Genomic DNA, 16012 nt, shown 5'->3' on the forward strand with positions numbered 1-16012 from the left:
CCCGTTCGGACGGAGTGCCGGAGGCCGGGCGTACGGCGGCGGTCCCGGTGCGGTGTCCGGGCCGGCCGGGCGTGCTGCCGCCCGGCGCTGCCGTACACCTGCTCCGTACACCACCGTCCGTACGTCCATGAGCCCCCGTTGTTCTTTATAGTCATCCTGACTATAAACGGCGGCGGGCAGACGGCACAAGGCTTCCGGGGCGGGAAACGCCGGAGGGGCCCGCGGCGCGCCGTGCGCCGCGGGCCCCTCCGTCACCGGGCCGTGCCCGGGGGTGCTCTTTTCTCCGGGGGGCTACAGCCCCACCTCGTTCATCAGCATCCCGACCTCGGTGTTGGTCAGGCGCCGCAGCCAGCCCGACTTCTGGTCGCCCAGGGCGATCGGGCCGAAGGCCGTACGGACCAGCTTGTCGACCGGGAAGCCGGCCTCGGCGAGCATCCGGCGGACGATGTGCTTGCGCCCCTCGTGCAGGGTGACCTCGACGAGGTAGTTCTTCCCGGTGTTCTCGACGACCCGGAAGTGGTCGGCGCGGGCGTAGCCGTCCTCCAGCGGGATGCCGTCCTTGAGCCGCTTGCCCAGCTCGCGCGGGAGGGGGCCCTGGATGGCGGCCAGATAGGTCTTCTTCACGCCGTAGCGGGGGTGGGTCAGCCGGTGGGCCAGCTCGCCGTGGTTGGTGAGCAGGATGATGCCCTCGGTCTCGGTGTCCAGCCGGCCGACGTGGAACAGCCGGGTCTCCCGGTTGGTCACGTAGTCGCCGAGGCACTGGCGGCCGTCGGGGTCCTCCATGGTGGAGACCACGCCGGCCGGCTTGTTCAGCGCGAAGAACAGGTACGACTGGGTGGCCACGGTCAGCCCGTCGACCTTGATCTCGTCCTTCTGCGGGTCGACGCGGAGACCCTGCTCGACGACGATCTTCCCGTTGACCTCGACCCTGGCCTGCTCGATCAGCTCCTCGCAGGCCCGCCGGGAGCCCATACCGGCCCGGGCCAGCACCTTCTGGAGCCGCTCGCCCTCCTGCTCGGCGCCGGGGAACGTCTTCGGGGTCTTGACCTGCGGCTTGTCGGCGTACCGCTCGCGGTTGCGCTCCTCGGTCCTGGCGTCGTACTCGCGGGAGCGGGCGGGCCCGCTCCGGCCCGCGCGGGGGTCCTGCTTCGGGGACTGCCGGGGGCCGCCCTTGGCGCCGCCGCGCGCCGTGCTGCCGCGGCCCTTCTTCGGCCCCTCGCCCGAACCGGCACCGCCGCCGGAACCGCCGACGTCGTAGCGGCGCTCTTCGGGACGGGGCCTGCCCGCGCGCTTCTGGTTGTCGTCGCGGCCGCCGCCCGCGCCGCGGTAGTCACCGCGCCCGCCGGTCCTGCCGCTGCCGCCGGTCCTCCCGCTGCCGCCGCTCTTACCGCTGCCGCCGGTCCTACCGCTGCTGTTCCTGCCGCTGCCGCTGCTTCGCATCACGTTTCCGTCGTCTTGTCATCTTCGTCCGGCACGGATGGCGTGTCCGGTTCCGGAGCGTCCGGATCGAACGACGGCACGCCCTCCTGCGTCTCGGCCTCGATCGCCTCGGCCTCGGGGAGGAAGGGCGCCAGCTCCGGCAGCTCGTCCAGGCCGCGCAGGCCCATCCGCTCCAGGAAGTAGTTCGTCGTCCCGTACAGGATCGCACCTGTTTCGGGTTCCGTGCCCGCCTCCTCGACCAGACCCCGCTGGAGCAGGGTCCGCATCACGCCGTCACAGTTCACCCCGCGCACCGCGGAGACCCGGGAACGGCTGACCGGCTGGCGGTACGCGACTACCGCCAGGGTCTCCAGGGCCGCCTGGGTGAGCCGGGCGTGCTGGCCGTCGAGGACGAAGCGCTCGACGGCGGGCGCGCAGTCGGCCCGGGTGGAGAACCGCCAGCCGCCCGCAACCCGGCGCAGCTCGAAGCCGCGGCCCTGCGCGGTGTACTCGTCGGCCAGCTCCCGCAGGGTGTCGGCCACCGCCCGGCGGGGCCGCTCCAGCACCCTGGCCAGATGCTCCTCGGCGACCGGTTCGTCGACCACCATCAGCACGGCCTCCAGGGCGGGCCTGAGGGCCAGGTCCGCGGCGGACCCGGCGCCCCTCTCGCCGTCGTTCACTCCGTGACCTCCTTCTCGGTGCCGGACCGCCGGTCCGCGGCGCTCGCGTTCGTGGTGCTCGTGGCGTTCGTGGTGCTCGCGCGGTTCGTGGTGCCCGCGGCCTCCGCGGGCCGGTCGAACTCGTCGGTGACCGCCGCGGCCGCGTCGCCGCCCGTCCAGCGGACCAGCAGCTCGCCGAGCGCCTCCGCCTGCTCCAGCGCGACCGCCTTGTCGCGGTACAGCTCCAGCAGGGCGAGGAAGCGCGCCACGACCGTCAGGGTGTCCCCGGTGTCGCGGGTCAGCTCCCGGAAGCTCGCCTCGCCGCGCTCCCGCAGCAGGGCCACCACGTATTCGCCCTGCTCCCGCACGCTCACCAGCGGCGCGTGGATATGGTCGACGTACACCTGCGGCCGCGGTCTGGGCTGCATCGCCTTCACCGCCAGCTTCGCGAAGCCCTCGGGACCGATGCTGATCACCACGTCGGGCAGCAGTTCGGCGTAGCGCTCCTCCAGGCCCACGGTCCTCGGGTAGCGCAGCGCCTCCGCCGCCAGCCGCTCGCTGAAGATGTCCGCGATCCGTTTGTACGCCCGGTACTGGAGCAGCCGCGCGAACAGCAGGTCCCGCGCCTCCAGCAGGGCGAGGTCCGCCTCGTCCTCCACTTCGGCGGCGGGCAGCAGCCGGGCGGCCTTGAGGTCCAGCAGGGTCGCGGCGACCACCAGGAACTCGGTCGTCTGGTCGAGGTCCCAGTCGTCGCCCATGCCCCGGATATGGGCCATGAACTCGTCGGTGACCTTCGACAGCGCGACCTCGGTGACATCCAGCTTGTGTCGGGAGATCAGCTGGAGCAGCAGATCGAAGGGGCCCTCGAAGTTGGTGAGCCGGACCGTGAACCGCCCGTCCGCCGGGGGCTCCGCCTCCGGCGGGGCTTCGGGGCCGCCGGATCCCCGCGGCGGTGCGGTGTCCGGCTCCCGGACCGCACGGGCGGGCTCCGCGGGGCCCGCCGGCGGTGCGCCGGGATCCGCAGCGATGCCCGGCACGGGTTCGTGCGCATCCCGGGCGGGGGCCGGGGGAGCCGCGGCCGTATCGGGGAGCTGCTCCCCCGCGCGGTCCGCCGGAGGCGGTGGCGCGCCCGGGCCCCCGCCCAGGGGGCGGCGGGACGGGCGGCGGGGCTGCGGAGGGGCCGGGGGCATGGGCGGTCCAGGAGGGTGGGACACGTGCGGGGCAGCGCGAGGCTACCGTCAGCGGCCGCGCAGACGGCGGACGAGGATGCTCGCCTCGCCGCGTTGTTCGAGGTCGGCCAGGACCACGGCGACGGCCTCACGGACGATCCGGCCGCGGTCGACGGCCAGACCGTGCTCGCCGCGCAGCACCAGCCGCGCGTGTTCGAGGTCCATCAGTTCCTCGGCGGAGACATAGACGGTGATCTTCTCGTCGTGGCGCTCACGGCCGCTGGGCCGGCGGTTAGCGGCCCTGCCCCGCCGCCGGGGCGCCGCGGCGGCACCGGCGGCGCCTCCAGGAGCCTCCTGGGCGGCCTGGGAACGCCGGGCCCGGCCCGACACCCCGGGGACGGGCGTATCGGGCTCCTCGGCCCGGCTGCGCCCCTCCGGGCCCGCCTCCGCCCCGGCCGTCGCATGCTCCTGCGACGGGGCCGGGGCGAGCGCGGTGTCCAGCGGGTCGCTCTCGCCCGCGGGCGCGGGAACCCTCGGTTCGCCGTTCGCCGCGCGCCGCGGCGAGGACGGCTGGAGGGCCGTGCCCCCCGTCGTACGGAACAGTTCGTCGGCTCCGGGCAGACTCACTCGGCGTGACACCGGGCGAGCACCTCCCTGGCCAACTGGCGGTAGGCGGCGGCGCCGACGGAGTTCGACGCGTAGGTGGTGATCGGCTCACCGGCGACCGTGGTCTCCGGGAAGCGGACCGTCCGCCCGATGACGGTGTGGTAGACGTGGTCGTCGAACGCCTCGACCACCCGCGCGAGCACCTCACGGCTGTGCACGGTCCGCGAGTCGTACATCGTGGCGAGGATGCCGTCCAGTTCCAGTTCGGGGTTGAGCCGCTCCTGGACCTTCTCGATGGTCTCGGTCAGCAGGGCGACACCGCGCAGCGCGAAGAACTCGCACTCCAGCGGGACGATCACCTTGTGCGCCGCGGTCAGCGCGTTCACGGTGAGCAGACCGAGGGACGGCTGACAGTCGATCACGATGTAGTCGTAGTCGGGCAGCAGCGGCTTCAGCGCCCGCTGGAGCGTGGACTCCCGGGCGACCTCGCTCACCAACTGCACTTCCGCGGCCGACAGGTCGATGTTGCTCGGCAGCAGGTCCATATTGGGCACGGCCGTCTTCAGCAGCACCTCGTCGGCCGACATGCCCCGCTCCATGAGCAGGTTGTAGACCGTCAGGTCCAGCTCCATCGGGTTGACGCCGAGGCCGACCGAGAGGGCGCCCTGGGGGTCGAAGTCGACGAGCAGCACGCGCCGTCCGTACTCCGCGAGTGCGGCGCCCAGATTGATGGTCGACGTGGTCTTGCCGACGCCGCCCTTCTGGTTGCACATCGCGATGATCTTCGCGGGGCCGTGGTCGGTCAGCGGGCCCGGGATCGGGAAGTACGGCAGCGGGCGGCCGGTGGGGCCGATCCGCTCGCGGCGCTGGCGCGCCGCGTCCGGCGCGAGGGTCGCCGCGTACTCGGGGTCGGGCTCGTATTCGGCGTCGGGGTCGTAGAAGTGCCCCTCGGGGAGTTCCTCGTAGGCGGCGAAGTGCGTGGACTCTCGGCCACTCTCGTCGCCTGCCGTGGCGTTCACGTGTAGGCCGTCCGTCATCGTCATCGTGTGGGCTGTCGTCATGTGCGTGGTGTGCGGGGCGCCGCGGTGTGCCGTGGCGGTCCGCGCAGCGACGGGACCGGCGGTGCCGGAGGTTCCGGCGAAGCCGACAGTCTCCCGCCCGGAGGGCGGGGCCGGGAGCGTCGAAGGCGTTCCCGAGTAACCGCCCCCGGGAGTAAATGTCGACTCATTCACAAGTCGTCTTACCTCCTCGGCCGCGGTCGGGGCTTCATCTGGCTTTATCGATAGGTCAGCGTGGCATCATGCCGACGGTTGGCGACTCTATGGCGTGTCACCGCTCCGCAGCAACACAATCCACCGGACCCGGCCCGATGTGTCGGCAACCGAACACCGCGGTGTCAAGAGCGCACGGCCACCGGAGTGTGATCCGTCCCACTGGTTTCGGAAGAGCCGCGTCCGCTGACGAGCGGCGTTGGTGCCGCGTTGAACGACCTCGTGCCGGACCGCCGCCCGGCGGCGCGGCCCCGGACGCCGCCGGCCGGACCTCGCTGGGCAAGGTCCGGCCGGGGGTGCGAAGTTGACGGCCTCCGTTGACCCGCCGGAACCCGTGTCCCGGCGGGCGTGCCGGGGGTCCGCGGGGTTCCCGGCGGCGGGGCGGGAGGTCAGCCGATGAGCGTGCTCAGCTCGGTGTGCGGCAGTCCGTGCGCCTCGGCGACGGGGCCGTAGACGACCTGTCCGTCATGGGTGTTGAGGCCGAGCGCGAGAGCGGGGTCACGGCGCAGCGCGTCGGCCCAGCCGCGGTTGGCCAGTTCGACGATGTACGGCAGCGTCGCGTTGGTGAGGGCGTACGTCGAGGTGTTGGGGACGGCGCCCGGCATGTTGGCGACGCAGTAGAAGACCGAGTTGTGGACCGGGAAGGTCGGCTCGGCGTGAGTGGTCGGCCGGGAGTCCTCGAAGCAGCCGCCCTGGTCGATGGCGATGTCGACAAGGACACTTCCGGGCTTCATCTTGGCGACCAGCTCGTTGGTGACCAGCTTCGGGGCCTTGGCGCCCGGGATGAGGACGGCACCGATGACCAGGTCGGCCTCGACGACGGCCTTCTCCAGCTCGTAGGCGTTGGAGACGACGGTCTGCACCCTGGTGCCGAAGACCTTGTCGGCCTCGCGGAGCTTGTTGATGTCGCGGTCGAGCAGGGTGACGTGGAAGCCCATGCCGACGGCGATCTGGGTGGCGTTCCAGCCGGAGACGCCGCCGCCGATGACGACCGCGCGGCCCGCGTGGGTGCCCGGGACGCCGCCCGGCAGCACACCGCGGCCGCCGGCCGAACGCATCAGGTGGTAGGCGCCGACCTGCGGGGCCAGCCGGCCGGCCACCTCGGACATCGGGGCGAGCAGCGGCAGCTGGCGGTTGGCGGTCTCGACCGTCTCGTAGGCGATGGCCGTGGTGCCGGACTCCAGCAGCGCGTCGGTGCACTCGCGGGAGGCGGCCAGGTGGAGGTACGTGAAGAGGGTCTGGTCCTTGCGGAGGCGGTGGTACTCCTCGGCGACCGGCTCCTTGACCTTGAGCAGCAGGTCGGCGGTGGCCCAGACCTCGTCGGCGGTCGGCAGGATCGCGGCACCCGCGGCGGCGAACTCCTCGTCGGTGATGGAGGAGCCGGCACCGGCGTTCTGCTCGATGAAGACCTGGTGGCCGTTGCGCACCAGCTCGTGCACGCCGGCGGGGGTGATCGCCACCCGGAACTCGTTGTTCTTGACCTCGCGGGGGATGCCGACCTTCACGTCGATCACGGTCCTTGGCTCAGGGGAAAAGGAGGGTAAATGCCAGTGAACCCGGATGCACGGGGCGCAGGGGTACACACCGCGAGATAACGCGATGGAGCCAGTATTAATGAAGGGTTTCCCGCTGTCTAGCCTTGCAAACCTTTATTCTCGTCTGGCGCCACTACGGATTTCGTAGGCAGAACCCGCCTTGTTGCCTTCGGTGGCGCCCGCCGCGGCCACCGCCGCGGCAGCCTCTCCCGCCCCGGGACCGGCCTCCGGCCCCTGAGGCCGCCTCTGAGACCCCTGAGGCCGCGCAGCCTCGGGCGCCGCGGATTCCCCGGTGGGGTCGTCCACCGTCTCCAGCAGCCGTTCGGCGCCGGACCGCTGCAGCCGGGCGGCCGCCGGGTCGCCCAGCCGGTCCAGGGTGTCGGCCAGCCGCAGCCGCAGGGCGGCCTGGAGCCGTACGTCACCGGCCTGCCGCGCCCATTCGACCGCCTCCCGGCAGGTCCGGAGCGACTCCTCGGGCCGCCCCGCGTACTCCTGCACCCGGGCCGCCTCGCTCAGCGCCCGGGCCTGGGCCGGCAGATCGCCCAGCCGCCGGTGCCCGGCGACCGCGGCACGCCAGCAGCGCAGGGCCTCCCCGTACCGTCCGGCGTAGGTGTGGGCGGTGCCCAGGCGTCCGTAGAGACGGGCCTCGTCCGCCCGCTCCCCCCGGGTCTGCCGCCGGGCCAGCGCCCGGCCGTACCAGTCGGCGGCCCGCTGCCAGTCGTCCAGCTCCTGCCAGGCACCGCCTACGGATTCCATCGCGCGGCTGATGGCATACGGGTCGTCGGCGGCCCGACCGGCGTCCAGCGCGGCCCGGTAGCGGGCGAGGGCGTCCTCGGTACGGCCGGTCCTGGCGTCCAGATCGCCGAGGTTCAGCAGGGCGGCCGCGGCCTCCCGGTGCAGCCCCCGGCGCTCGGCCACATCGAGGACGAGCTGATGCAGACCGTAGAGATCGGGGGCCGCCGCCTCGGTGCCCCGGTGCGCGGCCAGGGCCCGGACCAGGGCCGCGACCAGCCGTCTGGCCAGGGTGTCCAGCTCGCCGTCGCCGACCGCCAGCCGGGCCGCGGCCAGCAGCCCGGGGCGGCGGATCCGCAGCCAGCCGGCCGCGGCGGGGGCGTCGGGGAAGCGGAGGGCGCGCGGCAGGGACTCCACGGCGGTGCGGGCGGGCGAGTCCTCGGGTTCGGTCGCCGCCCGGCACGACTGGAGCTGCCGGACCGCGCGCTCCAGCATCCGGGCCCTGGCGAGCTGGACCTCGGCCGGTTTGTCGTGCTCGTCGGAGAGCGCTCGCATCAGCGGGACCAGCGCGCCCGGGACGCCGTACTGTCCGTCGCCCCGCCGGTGCAGCACCCCCAGGGCGACACAGCCTTCCAGCGCGCGGTGGGCCTCTTCGGGCGAGCAGCCCCCGAGCGCCGACGCGGTGTGCGGGTCGACGATCCCGGCGGGGGCCAGCGGCAGCAGCCGCAGCAGCCGGGCGGCGCCCGGCGGCAGCGATCCGTGCACCAGCCGGAACGCCCGGGACACCGGGCGCAGCGCCTGCGGGACCTCGTCGTCCTCGGGCAGGGCCCGGAGCTGCCGGAGCGCGTCCGCGACGGAGATCTGGGGCCGGGCGGCCAGCCAGCCGCCGACCATGACCAGCGCCGCGGGCTGTCCGGCGCACTCCTCGGCGACGGATTCCGCGGCCTGCGGGTCGACGGTGATCCGGACGGAGCCGGTGAAGGCGGTGAGCAGTTCGATGGCCGCCTTGGGGTCGAGGCCGCCGACCGTGCAGGGCCGCACCCCGGGGATTCCGGTCAGCGGGCCGGAGCCGACGGCCACCAGCAGGCATTCGGGGTCGTCCGGCAGCAGCGCGTCGACCTGTTCCGCGTCGGCGGCGTCGTCGAGCAGCAGCAGGACCCGGCGCCCGGCGAGGCTCTCGCGGAGCAGCTGGGAGAGTTCGTCGCCGTCGGCCCCGGGGGGCGACGGCACCCCGAGGGCGTCGAGCAGCTCCCGGGCGGTCTCCTCGGTGGGGACCGCGCGGCCGCCCGGTTCGGTGAGGGCGGCCCGCAGCACTCCGCCGGGGTACCGCGCGGCGAGCCCGTCCACGAGCCGGGCGGCCAGCGCGGTCCGTCCGGAGCCGGGTCGTCCGGCGATCAGCAGGACCCGGGCGCGGGGCGCCGAGCGGCCCGCGATGGTGTCGAGTCCGGCCCGCTCCACATCGGCCAGCAGGGTCTTCAGCTCCCGCTGGCGGCCGGAGAAGAGCCCTCCGGATCCCTGGGACGCTCCGGTCGGGCCGACCGGGCCCACCGCCTGATCCGTCGCCTGATCCGTCACGGGCCACGCTCCCGTCCAGTCCGTGCACTCGCCGAGCCCGCAGGGAATCCGCACGGGCGTTCCGAGCGTAGTTCACTCTCTGCGACGATCCGGTGCCCGCAGCCCCGATATATCACCTGATCGGATCAGTAATATCGACGGATCATCAGACTGGATGATGAATGACTCCGTTGGTGGAGCGTTCCGGCGGGGGAACCCGGCGGCGGGGTCCGGACGTGCCGCAGGCCCGGGAATCCGGCCGGAGCCGGTCCCGGGCCGTGCGGCTGCTACGCCTCGAAGGGGCGGGCGGGCCAGGGCGCCCCGGCCGGACGCAGCGCGTCGAAGCCCTCCCCGGCCCGGGCCGCGACCGCCGACAGCACTCCCACCACGAGGCAGTTGTTGTGCAGCTCACCGGCGAGCACCCCGCGGACCAGCTCGGTCAGCGGCACCCGGGCCAGCTCAATGTCCGCCTCCTCCTCGGAGACGTCGTACCGCTGCCCCTCGGCCGTCGCGAGATCACGGGCGAGGAAGATCCGCACCGCCTCGTCGCAGCCGCCGGGAGTGGTGTACACGTCCGTGAGCACCCGCCAGTCCCCGGCCTTGACGTGGGCCTCCTCGTACAGCTCGCGCTGCGCCGCGTGCAGCGGGTTCTCCCCCGGCACGTCCAGCAGCCCGGCCGGGATCTCCCACAGCTTCTGCCGTACGGGGTGGCGGTACTGGCGCAGCACCACCACCCGGTCCTCGGCGTCCAGGGCGAGCACCGCCACCGAGCCCGGGTGGACCTGGTAGTCGCGGCGGACCACCGAGCCGTCGGGCATCACCACCTCGTCGGTGCGCACGCTGGTCTTGTTGCCCCGGAACGGGGTGGCCGTCGCCGTGACCCGCCACTCCTCCGGCGTGTCCACGACGGCACCGGCCGCCGTCCCGGTCGCTTCCTCACTCATCCCGGCCCTCCCGCAGAAAGTCGATCGGGGTACGGGCCGCCTCTCGGGCCCGTACCCCGGTCCACCGTAATGCCTTGATCGTCAGGCGCCGGACTTGCGCTCGACGGCGGCCTTCACCAGGCCCGCGAAGAGGGGGTGCGGCCGGGTCGGCCGGGACCGCAGCTCCGGGTGCGCCTGGGTGGCGACCAGGTAGGGGTGCACATCGCGCGGGTACTCGACGTACTCGACGAGACGGTTGTCCGGGCTGGTGCCGGAGAACACGATGCCGGCCTTCTTCTCCAGCTCGGCGCGGTAGGCGTTGTTCACCTCGTAGCGGTGGCGGTGGCGCTCCTCCACGTACGGCTGGTCGCCGTAGACCTCGCGGACGATGGAGCCCTCGGCCAGCTTCGCCGGGTAGAGCCCGAGCCGCATGGTGCCGCCCAGGTCGCCCGCGCCCTCCACGTACGCCAGCTGCTCCTCCATGGTGGAGATCACCGGGTGGGCGGTGGCGGCGTCGAACTCGGTGGAGTTGGCCTCGGGAATCGCGGCGAGATTACGGGCCGCCTCGATCACGATGCACTGGAGGCCGAGGCAGAGGCCCAGCAGCGGGACGCGGTTCTCCCGGGCGTACTGGATGGCGCCGACCTTGCCGCTGACACCGCGGTCGCCGAAGCCGCCGGGGATGCAGATCGCGTCCACGTCCTCCAGCTGCTTCTTCGCCCCGGCCGGGGTCTTGCAGTCGTCGGAGGTGACCCACTTGACCTTCACCCGGGCCCGGTTGGCGAAGCCGCCGGCGCGCAGCGCCTCGGTCACCGAGAGATAGGCGTCGGGCAGGTCGATGTACTTGCCGACCAGGGCGACGGTGACCTCGTGGGCCGGGTTGTGGACGCGGTCCAGCAGATCGTCCCAGGTCGACCAGTCGACATCGCGGAACGGCAGGTCGAGCTTGCGCACCACATAGGCGTCGAGACCCTCGGTGTGCAGCACCTTCGGGATGTCGTAGATCGACTTGGCGTCGATCGCGGCCACCACCGCGGCCTCGTCGACGTCGCACATCAGGGAGATCTTCCGCTTGATGGCGGTCGGCACCTCCCGGTCGGCGCGGAGCACGATCGCGTCGGGCTGGATGCCGATGCTGCGCAGCGCGGCGACCGAGTGCTGGGTGGGCTTGGTCTTCAGCTCGCCGGACGGGCCGATGTAGGGCAGCAGCGAGATATGGACGACGAAGACGTTGTCCCGGCCGACCTCGTGGCGGACCTGGCGGACGGTCTCCAGGAACGGCAGCGACTCGATGTCGCCGACCGTGCCGCCGACCTCGGTGATGACGACGTCGACGTCGTCGGTCGCCATCCGCCGGATCCGGCTCTTGATCTCGTTGGTGATGTGCGGGATGACCTGCACGGTGTCGCCCAGGTACTCGCCGCGCCGCTCCCTGGCGATGACCTGCGAGTACACCTGGCCGGTGGTGACGTTGGCCGAGCCGTCGAGGTCGACGTCGAGGAAGCGCTCGTAGTGGCCGATGTCCAGGTCGGTCTCGGCGCCGTCGTTGGTGACGAACACCTCGCCGTGCTGGAAGGGGTTCATCGTGCCGGGGTCGACGTTCAGATAGGGGTCGAGCTTCTGCATCGTGACCCGCAGTCCACGGGCCTTGAGCAGCGCACCCAGGCTGGAGGCCGTCAGGCCCTTTCCGAGGGAGGAGGCGACACCCCCGGTGACGAAGATGTGCTTGGTCGTCATGGTGTTGGGCGGCATCGCCAAGAGGGGGCTCCCGTGGTCGCGAGGTGAGGTGCGTACCGGCGGCCCGTACCGAGGCCCGGAAGGGGTTCGGGGGGTGCCGTCGCTGCGGTTTCGGGGTGCCTGTTCTCGACAGGCCTGCCACCGGTCCACGGGGTACCAGGGTATCAGCGACAGGGGGAGACCGCTTCCGGCCACGCGCGCTCCCTTCCCTCTCTCCTCTCCCCCGGACCCGTCCCCGGCGCCCCTGTCCCGGCCGTCCCGCCACCCCTGTCTCACCTCTTACACCTCGCTGACACCACCCCTCACCAGCGGTTCACCCATGGCTCACTCGTTCGGATGACTCACGTTGTCGAGAGCGCCACGCGGATGGCTGTGTCGCGTCGTATCCTGCTCGGACACTCGCTCTTCTGAGCGATGCCGAGGGGCGCGCGAAGCGCATCGGAGCAGGGTGGCGACGATGGCGTCGGGACGGTTCACAGCCGTGTTTCCGCAGCTCGTCCCGGCCCCGTCCCGGTGGTGTACGCGGCCCCGACCACAGCAAGCGCCCTACGGGGCGGACGTGGCCGTTCGACTGGAGATGCACGTGGCCGGGCGCATCGAGGATTACGCACTCATCGGAGACATGCAGACCGCCGCCCTGGTCTGCCGGGACGGCACAGCGGACTGGCTGTGCCTTCCCCGCTTCGACTCGCATGCCGTCTTCGCGGGACTGCTCGGCACCGAGGAGCACGGTTTCTGGAGGCTGGGGCCCGTCCCCGCCGCCGGCGCCGAGCCCCCGGCCGCCGACCGCCGCCGCTACCAGGGGGACTCCCTGATCCTGGAGTCCGAGTGGGACACCCCGCGCGGCACGGTCCGGGTGACGGACTTCATGCCGCCCCGCGACGGCGCCCCCCAGCTCATCCGGATCGTGGAGGGCGTCAGCGGCCGGGTGCCGATGCGCTCCGCCCTGCGGATGCGGTTCTCCTACGGGCGGATCGTGCCCTGGGTCCACAAGGTCGACGGCCGTACGGTCGCCGTGGCCGGCCCCGACTCGGTCTGGTTCGACTCCCCCACCGACACCTACGGCAAGGACCTCACCACCTACTCCGACTTCACCGTCGGCCCCGGCGAGCGGATCGCCTTCACCATCTCCTGGCAGCCCTCCCACCACCGGCCGCCCGCGCTCCCCGAGCCGGAGACCGCGCTGGAGGCCACCGCAGAGTTCTGGCGCGAGTGGGTCGAGCACTGTACGTACCACGGCCCCTACCGCGAGGCCGTGATCCGTTCGCTGATCACCCTGAAGGCCCTCACCTACGCCCCCACCGGCGGTATCGTCGCCGCGCCCACCACCTCCCTGCCGGAGGAGATCGGCGGCGTACGGAACTGGGACTACCGCTACACCTGGCTCCGCGACGCCGCGATCACCCTCTCCTCCCTGCTCCGCACCGGCTACCGCGAGGAGGCCCGCGCCTGGCGCGAGTGGCTGCTGCGGGCCGTCGCCGGAGACCCGGAGAACCTCCAGATCATGTACGGCATCGCGGGCGAGCGGGAGCTGGGCGAGGCGGAGCTGGACTGGCTGCCGGGGTACGAGAACTCCACCCCCGTACGCGTCGGCAACGGCGCCGCCCACCAGCTCCAGCTCGATGTCTACGGCGAGGTCACCGAGGCCCTGCACCTGGCCCATATGACCGGCCTGGCCCGCAACGACTACGCCTCCCTCCTCCAGCTCAAGCTGATCGAGTACCTGGAGAAGCACTGGATGGAGCCGGACGAGGGCATCTGGGAGGTCCGCGGGCCCCGCCGCCACTTCGTCCACTCCAAGGTCATGGCGTGGGTCGCGGTCGACCGCACCATCAAGCTGATCGAGGCGGGCGACGTCGACGGACCGCTGGAGCGCTGGCGGCAGATGCGCGACGACATCCACCGGGACGTCTGCGAAAAGGGCTACGACCGGGAGCGCAACACCTTCACCCAGTCCTACGGCTCCAAGGAGCTGGACGCCTCCCTGCTGCTCATCCCCCAGATGGGCTTCCTGCCGCCGGACGACAAGCGGGTCATCGGCACCATCGAGGCCATCCAGCGCGAGCTGTCCACCGAGGACGGCTTCGTCCTCCGCTACCCGACGGCCGGCGAGGACGCCGGAGTCGACGGTCTGGAGGGCGACGAGGGCGCGTTCCTCGCCTGCTCCTTCTGGCTCGCCGACGACCTGGCCATGATCGGCCGGGTCGACGAGGCCCGGAAGCTCTTCGAGAAGCTGCTGGCCCTCCGCAACGACCTCGGGCTCCTCGCCGAGGAGTGGGACTCCAAGAACGGCCGCCAGGTCGGGAACTTCCCGCAGGCCTTCAGCCATGTCCCGCTGATCGACACGGCGCTCCGGCTCACCGCCTCCGGCGCCTACGGCGGATAGGAACGGCACCACCGTGGAAATCCGCGGAGAGGCCCAGGGCGGGATCACCGTCCGCCGGGCCCTCGACCTGCCCGGACTGCGGTCCGGCCTCCCGGAGGTCGTCACCGGGGCCGAGAAGCTGAACCGCACCGTGCGCTGGGTCCACGCGGGCGAGGTACCGAACATCGCCTCGCTGCTCAAGGGCGGCGAGCTGCTGCTGACGACGGGTCTGGGCCTGGGCACCAGACCCGTCGAGCAGCGCGCCTTCGTCCGGCAGCTCGCCGAACGCGGCATCGCCGCGCTCGTGGTGGAGCTGGGGCCGCGGTTCAGCAGGCTGCCGTCGGCGATCGTCGACACCGCCCGCTCCAGCGGCCTGCCGCTGGTGCAGCTCCACCGCGAGGTGCCCTTCGTCTCGGTGACCGAGGAGATCCACACCGAGATCGTCAACGGGCACTACACGCTGCTGCGCCGCGCCGACGAGGTCCACCGCCGCTGTACGGAGGCCCTGCTCGGCGGCGGCGGGATCCCCCGGGTGCTGCGGATCCTCGCCGACTTCGCGGCCCGGCCGGTCTTCCTGGAGACCGCCGACGGCGAGCTGCTGTACGCGGCCGGGCCGGGCGCCGCCGACGCCGCGGCCGATCCGCTCCAGGTCTGGGAGGGACTGCGCGGCCCCCGGGAGACCCGGCTCTCCCCGCCCGCGGGCACGGTCCTCGTCGATGTCCCCGGCGGCGGCCAGGGCAGCCCCTCGGTCCGGGCCCGGCTGGTGCTGCCCGCGGTCGGCGGCCCGCCGCACACGGTCCACCGCATGGCGGCCGAGCGGGCCGCCGGGCTGCTGGCGGTCGCCCTGATGCAGGCCCGCCAGGAGGAGGAGCTGGCCGCCCGGGGCCGGGGCGACTTCCTCACCGATCTCGCCGAGGGCCGGATCGCGGCCGCGGACGCGCCCGCCCAGGCGAAGGTCCTCGGTTTCCGCCCGGGGCCGGGCCCCCTGTTGCCGGTCGTGATGCGGCTCTCCCCCGCCGGCGGCACCTGGGCGCCGCTGGCGCACGCCGTCCTGGAGGAGCTGTCGGCGGTCGGGGTGCCCGTCCTGCTGGGGGTACGCCCCGTGGAAGGCCGGGTCCCGCTGCTGCTGGGGCTCCGCTCCGACGAGGAACGGGAGCCGGTCGCCGACCGGGTCGCCGCGGCGCTGCGGGCCGGTACGGCCCGCGCCGGGGCGGACCGGGCGGGCGCCCGGCCACCGGTCGTGGTGGTGGGCCGGGCGGGCGGCTGGAGCGCGGTCCCCGCGAGCCTGCGGCACGCCGCGGAGACCGCGACCGCCGCGCAGGGGCTGACCGACCGGCCCTGGTACGACGCGCGCCGCCTCGATATCGAACTGCTGCTGTGGCGGCTGCGGGACGATCCGGACCTGGTGGCGTTCGTGGACCGCGCGCTGGGCCCGCTGACCGCCCATGACGCGACGGCCCGCCCGCCGTTGCTGCCGACCCTGGAGACGTACCTCTCGCACGCGGGCCGCAAGGCGGAGACGGCGCGGGAACTGCACCTGAACCGCCAGACCCTGTACAACCGCCTGGCCCGGATCTCGGACCTGCTGGGCACGGACCTGGACGACCCCCAGTCGGTCCTCACCCTGAGCCTGGCCCTCCGCGCCCGCCGCCACCTTCCCTGACGGGGTCTTCCGGGACTCCGGGGCGCGCCGCCCCCGGGCGAGGGCGCGTTTCCCTCGGGGAAGGGCCGTGCCTTGCGGGGCCCTGGGCCCGGCCGGGGCGCGTTCCCCTCGGGGAAGGGCCGTGCTCTTAGGGGCGTGTTCGCCGACCGCGAGCCCGTCGTGGGCTGTTCGCGCAGTTCCCCGCGCCCCTAAAGGCCTTGCGCGCACCCCACAGGAAATGGCAGCCCCCAAGGCGGGTACGAATCCGGGGCGGGTACGAGCAAGAAGGGGCGCGGGGAACTGCGCGACAAGCCACGACGCTCCGCAGTCGGAAGAAACACCCCTCCGGTACGGCGGTCGCCCGCTGCCCCGAGAGGGGAACGGCGCTCTACGGAAATCC

At 72.9% G+C, this 16012-nt stretch carries 11 protein-coding genes; 2 read left to right on the forward strand and 9 right to left on the reverse strand.

Going from position 1 to position 16012, the window contains the following annotated elements:
- Positions 1 to 291: 291 nt before the first annotated feature.
- The 9 genes from ACWDR0_RS22210 to ACWDR0_RS22250 form a co-directional block, all read right to left on the reverse strand.
- Entirely contained in the window at positions 292 to 1440 is a 1149-nt protein-coding gene (locus ACWDR0_RS22210) for a pseudouridine synthase (RefSeq protein WP_456353464.1), read from the reverse strand.
- Positions 1440 to 2099, reverse strand: coding sequence for an SMC-Scp complex subunit ScpB (scpB, locus tag ACWDR0_RS22215; RefSeq protein ID WP_456353465.1), 660 nt, complete (start codon positions 2097 to 2099; stop codon positions 1440 to 1442). Before scpB ends, ACWDR0_RS22210 begins: the two co-directional genes overlap by 1 nt.
- A complete protein-coding gene (locus tag ACWDR0_RS22220; RefSeq protein WP_456353466.1) occupies positions 2096 to 3268 on the reverse strand; it encodes a segregation and condensation protein A in 1173 nt (390 codons plus the stop codon). Before ACWDR0_RS22220 ends, scpB begins: the two co-directional genes overlap by 4 nt.
- Before the next feature lie 48 nt (positions 3269 to 3316).
- Entirely contained in the window at positions 3317 to 3874 is a 558-nt protein-coding gene (locus tag ACWDR0_RS22225) for a hypothetical protein (RefSeq protein WP_456353483.1), read from the reverse strand.
- Positions 3871 to 4914, reverse strand: coding sequence for a ParA family protein (locus tag ACWDR0_RS22230; protein ID WP_237547993.1), 1044 nt, complete (start codon positions 4912 to 4914; stop codon positions 3871 to 3873). The genes ACWDR0_RS22225 and ACWDR0_RS22230 overlap by 4 nt, the downstream gene beginning before the upstream one ends.
- 599 nt (positions 4915 to 5513) lie before the next feature.
- Complete coding sequence (gene ald / locus ACWDR0_RS22235) at positions 5514 to 6629, reverse strand: alanine dehydrogenase (RefSeq protein ID WP_456353484.1); 1116 nt, start codon at positions 6627 to 6629, stop codon at positions 5514 to 5516.
- Positions 6630 to 6773: 144 nt separating this feature from the next.
- On the reverse strand, positions 6774 to 8966 hold the full coding sequence (locus ACWDR0_RS22240; protein WP_456353467.1) for a tetratricopeptide repeat protein: 2193 nt from the start codon (positions 8964 to 8966) through the stop codon (positions 6774 to 6776).
- Between the two features lie 266 nt (positions 8967 to 9232).
- Positions 9233 to 9889, reverse strand: a complete 657-nt coding sequence (locus ACWDR0_RS22245; protein ID WP_456353468.1) for an NUDIX domain-containing protein — start codon at positions 9887 to 9889, stop codon at positions 9233 to 9235.
- A gap of 81 nt (positions 9890 to 9970) precedes the next feature.
- The gene (locus ACWDR0_RS22250; protein ID WP_456353485.1) at positions 9971 to 11620 is read right to left on the reverse strand and encodes a CTP synthase; all 1650 of its coding nucleotides are present in this window, start codon (positions 11618 to 11620) and stop codon (positions 9971 to 9973) included.
- A gap of 562 nt (positions 11621 to 12182) precedes the next feature.
- Between ACWDR0_RS22250 and ACWDR0_RS22255 the strand changes: the two genes are divergently transcribed.
- Both ACWDR0_RS22255 and ACWDR0_RS22260 read left to right on the forward strand, forming a co-directional pair.
- Positions 12183 to 13991 (forward strand): glycoside hydrolase family 15 protein, encoded by a 1809-nt coding sequence (locus ACWDR0_RS22255; RefSeq protein ID WP_456353486.1) that lies wholly within the window; start codon positions 12183 to 12185, stop codon positions 13989 to 13991.
- A gap of 13 nt (positions 13992 to 14004) precedes the next feature.
- A complete protein-coding gene (locus tag ACWDR0_RS22260; protein ID WP_456353469.1) occupies positions 14005 to 15633 on the forward strand; it encodes a PucR family transcriptional regulator in 1629 nt (542 codons plus the stop codon).
- Positions 15634 to 16012 lie beyond the last annotated feature (379 nt).

The sequence above is a fragment of the Streptomyces sp. NPDC003691 genome, from assembly GCF_053981115.1.

Bases quoted from the DNA above. Each gene is read 5' to 3' on its own strand.
- ACWDR0_RS22255 (WP_456353486.1), top strand. From the start codon at position 12,183: ATGCACGTGGCCGGGCGCATCGAGGATTACGCACTCATCGGAGACATG.
- ACWDR0_RS22210 (WP_456353464.1), bottom strand. From the start codon at position 1,440: ATGCGAAGCAGCGGCAGCGGCAGGAACAGCAGCGGTAGGACCGGCGGC.
- ACWDR0_RS22220 (WP_456353466.1), bottom strand. From the start codon at position 3,268: ATGCCCCCGGCCCCTCCGCAGCCCCGCCGCCCGTCCCGCCGCCCCCTG.
- ACWDR0_RS22250 (WP_456353485.1), bottom strand. From the start codon at position 11,620: ATGCCGCCCAACACCATGACGACCAAGCACATCTTCGTCACCGGGGGT.
- ACWDR0_RS22230 (WP_237547993.1), bottom strand. From the start codon at position 4,914: ATGACGACAGCCCACACGATGACGATGACGGACGGCCTACACGTGAAC.
- ACWDR0_RS22245 (WP_456353468.1), bottom strand. From the start codon at position 9,889: ATGAGTGAGGAAGCGACCGGGACGGCGGCCGGTGCCGTCGTGGACACG.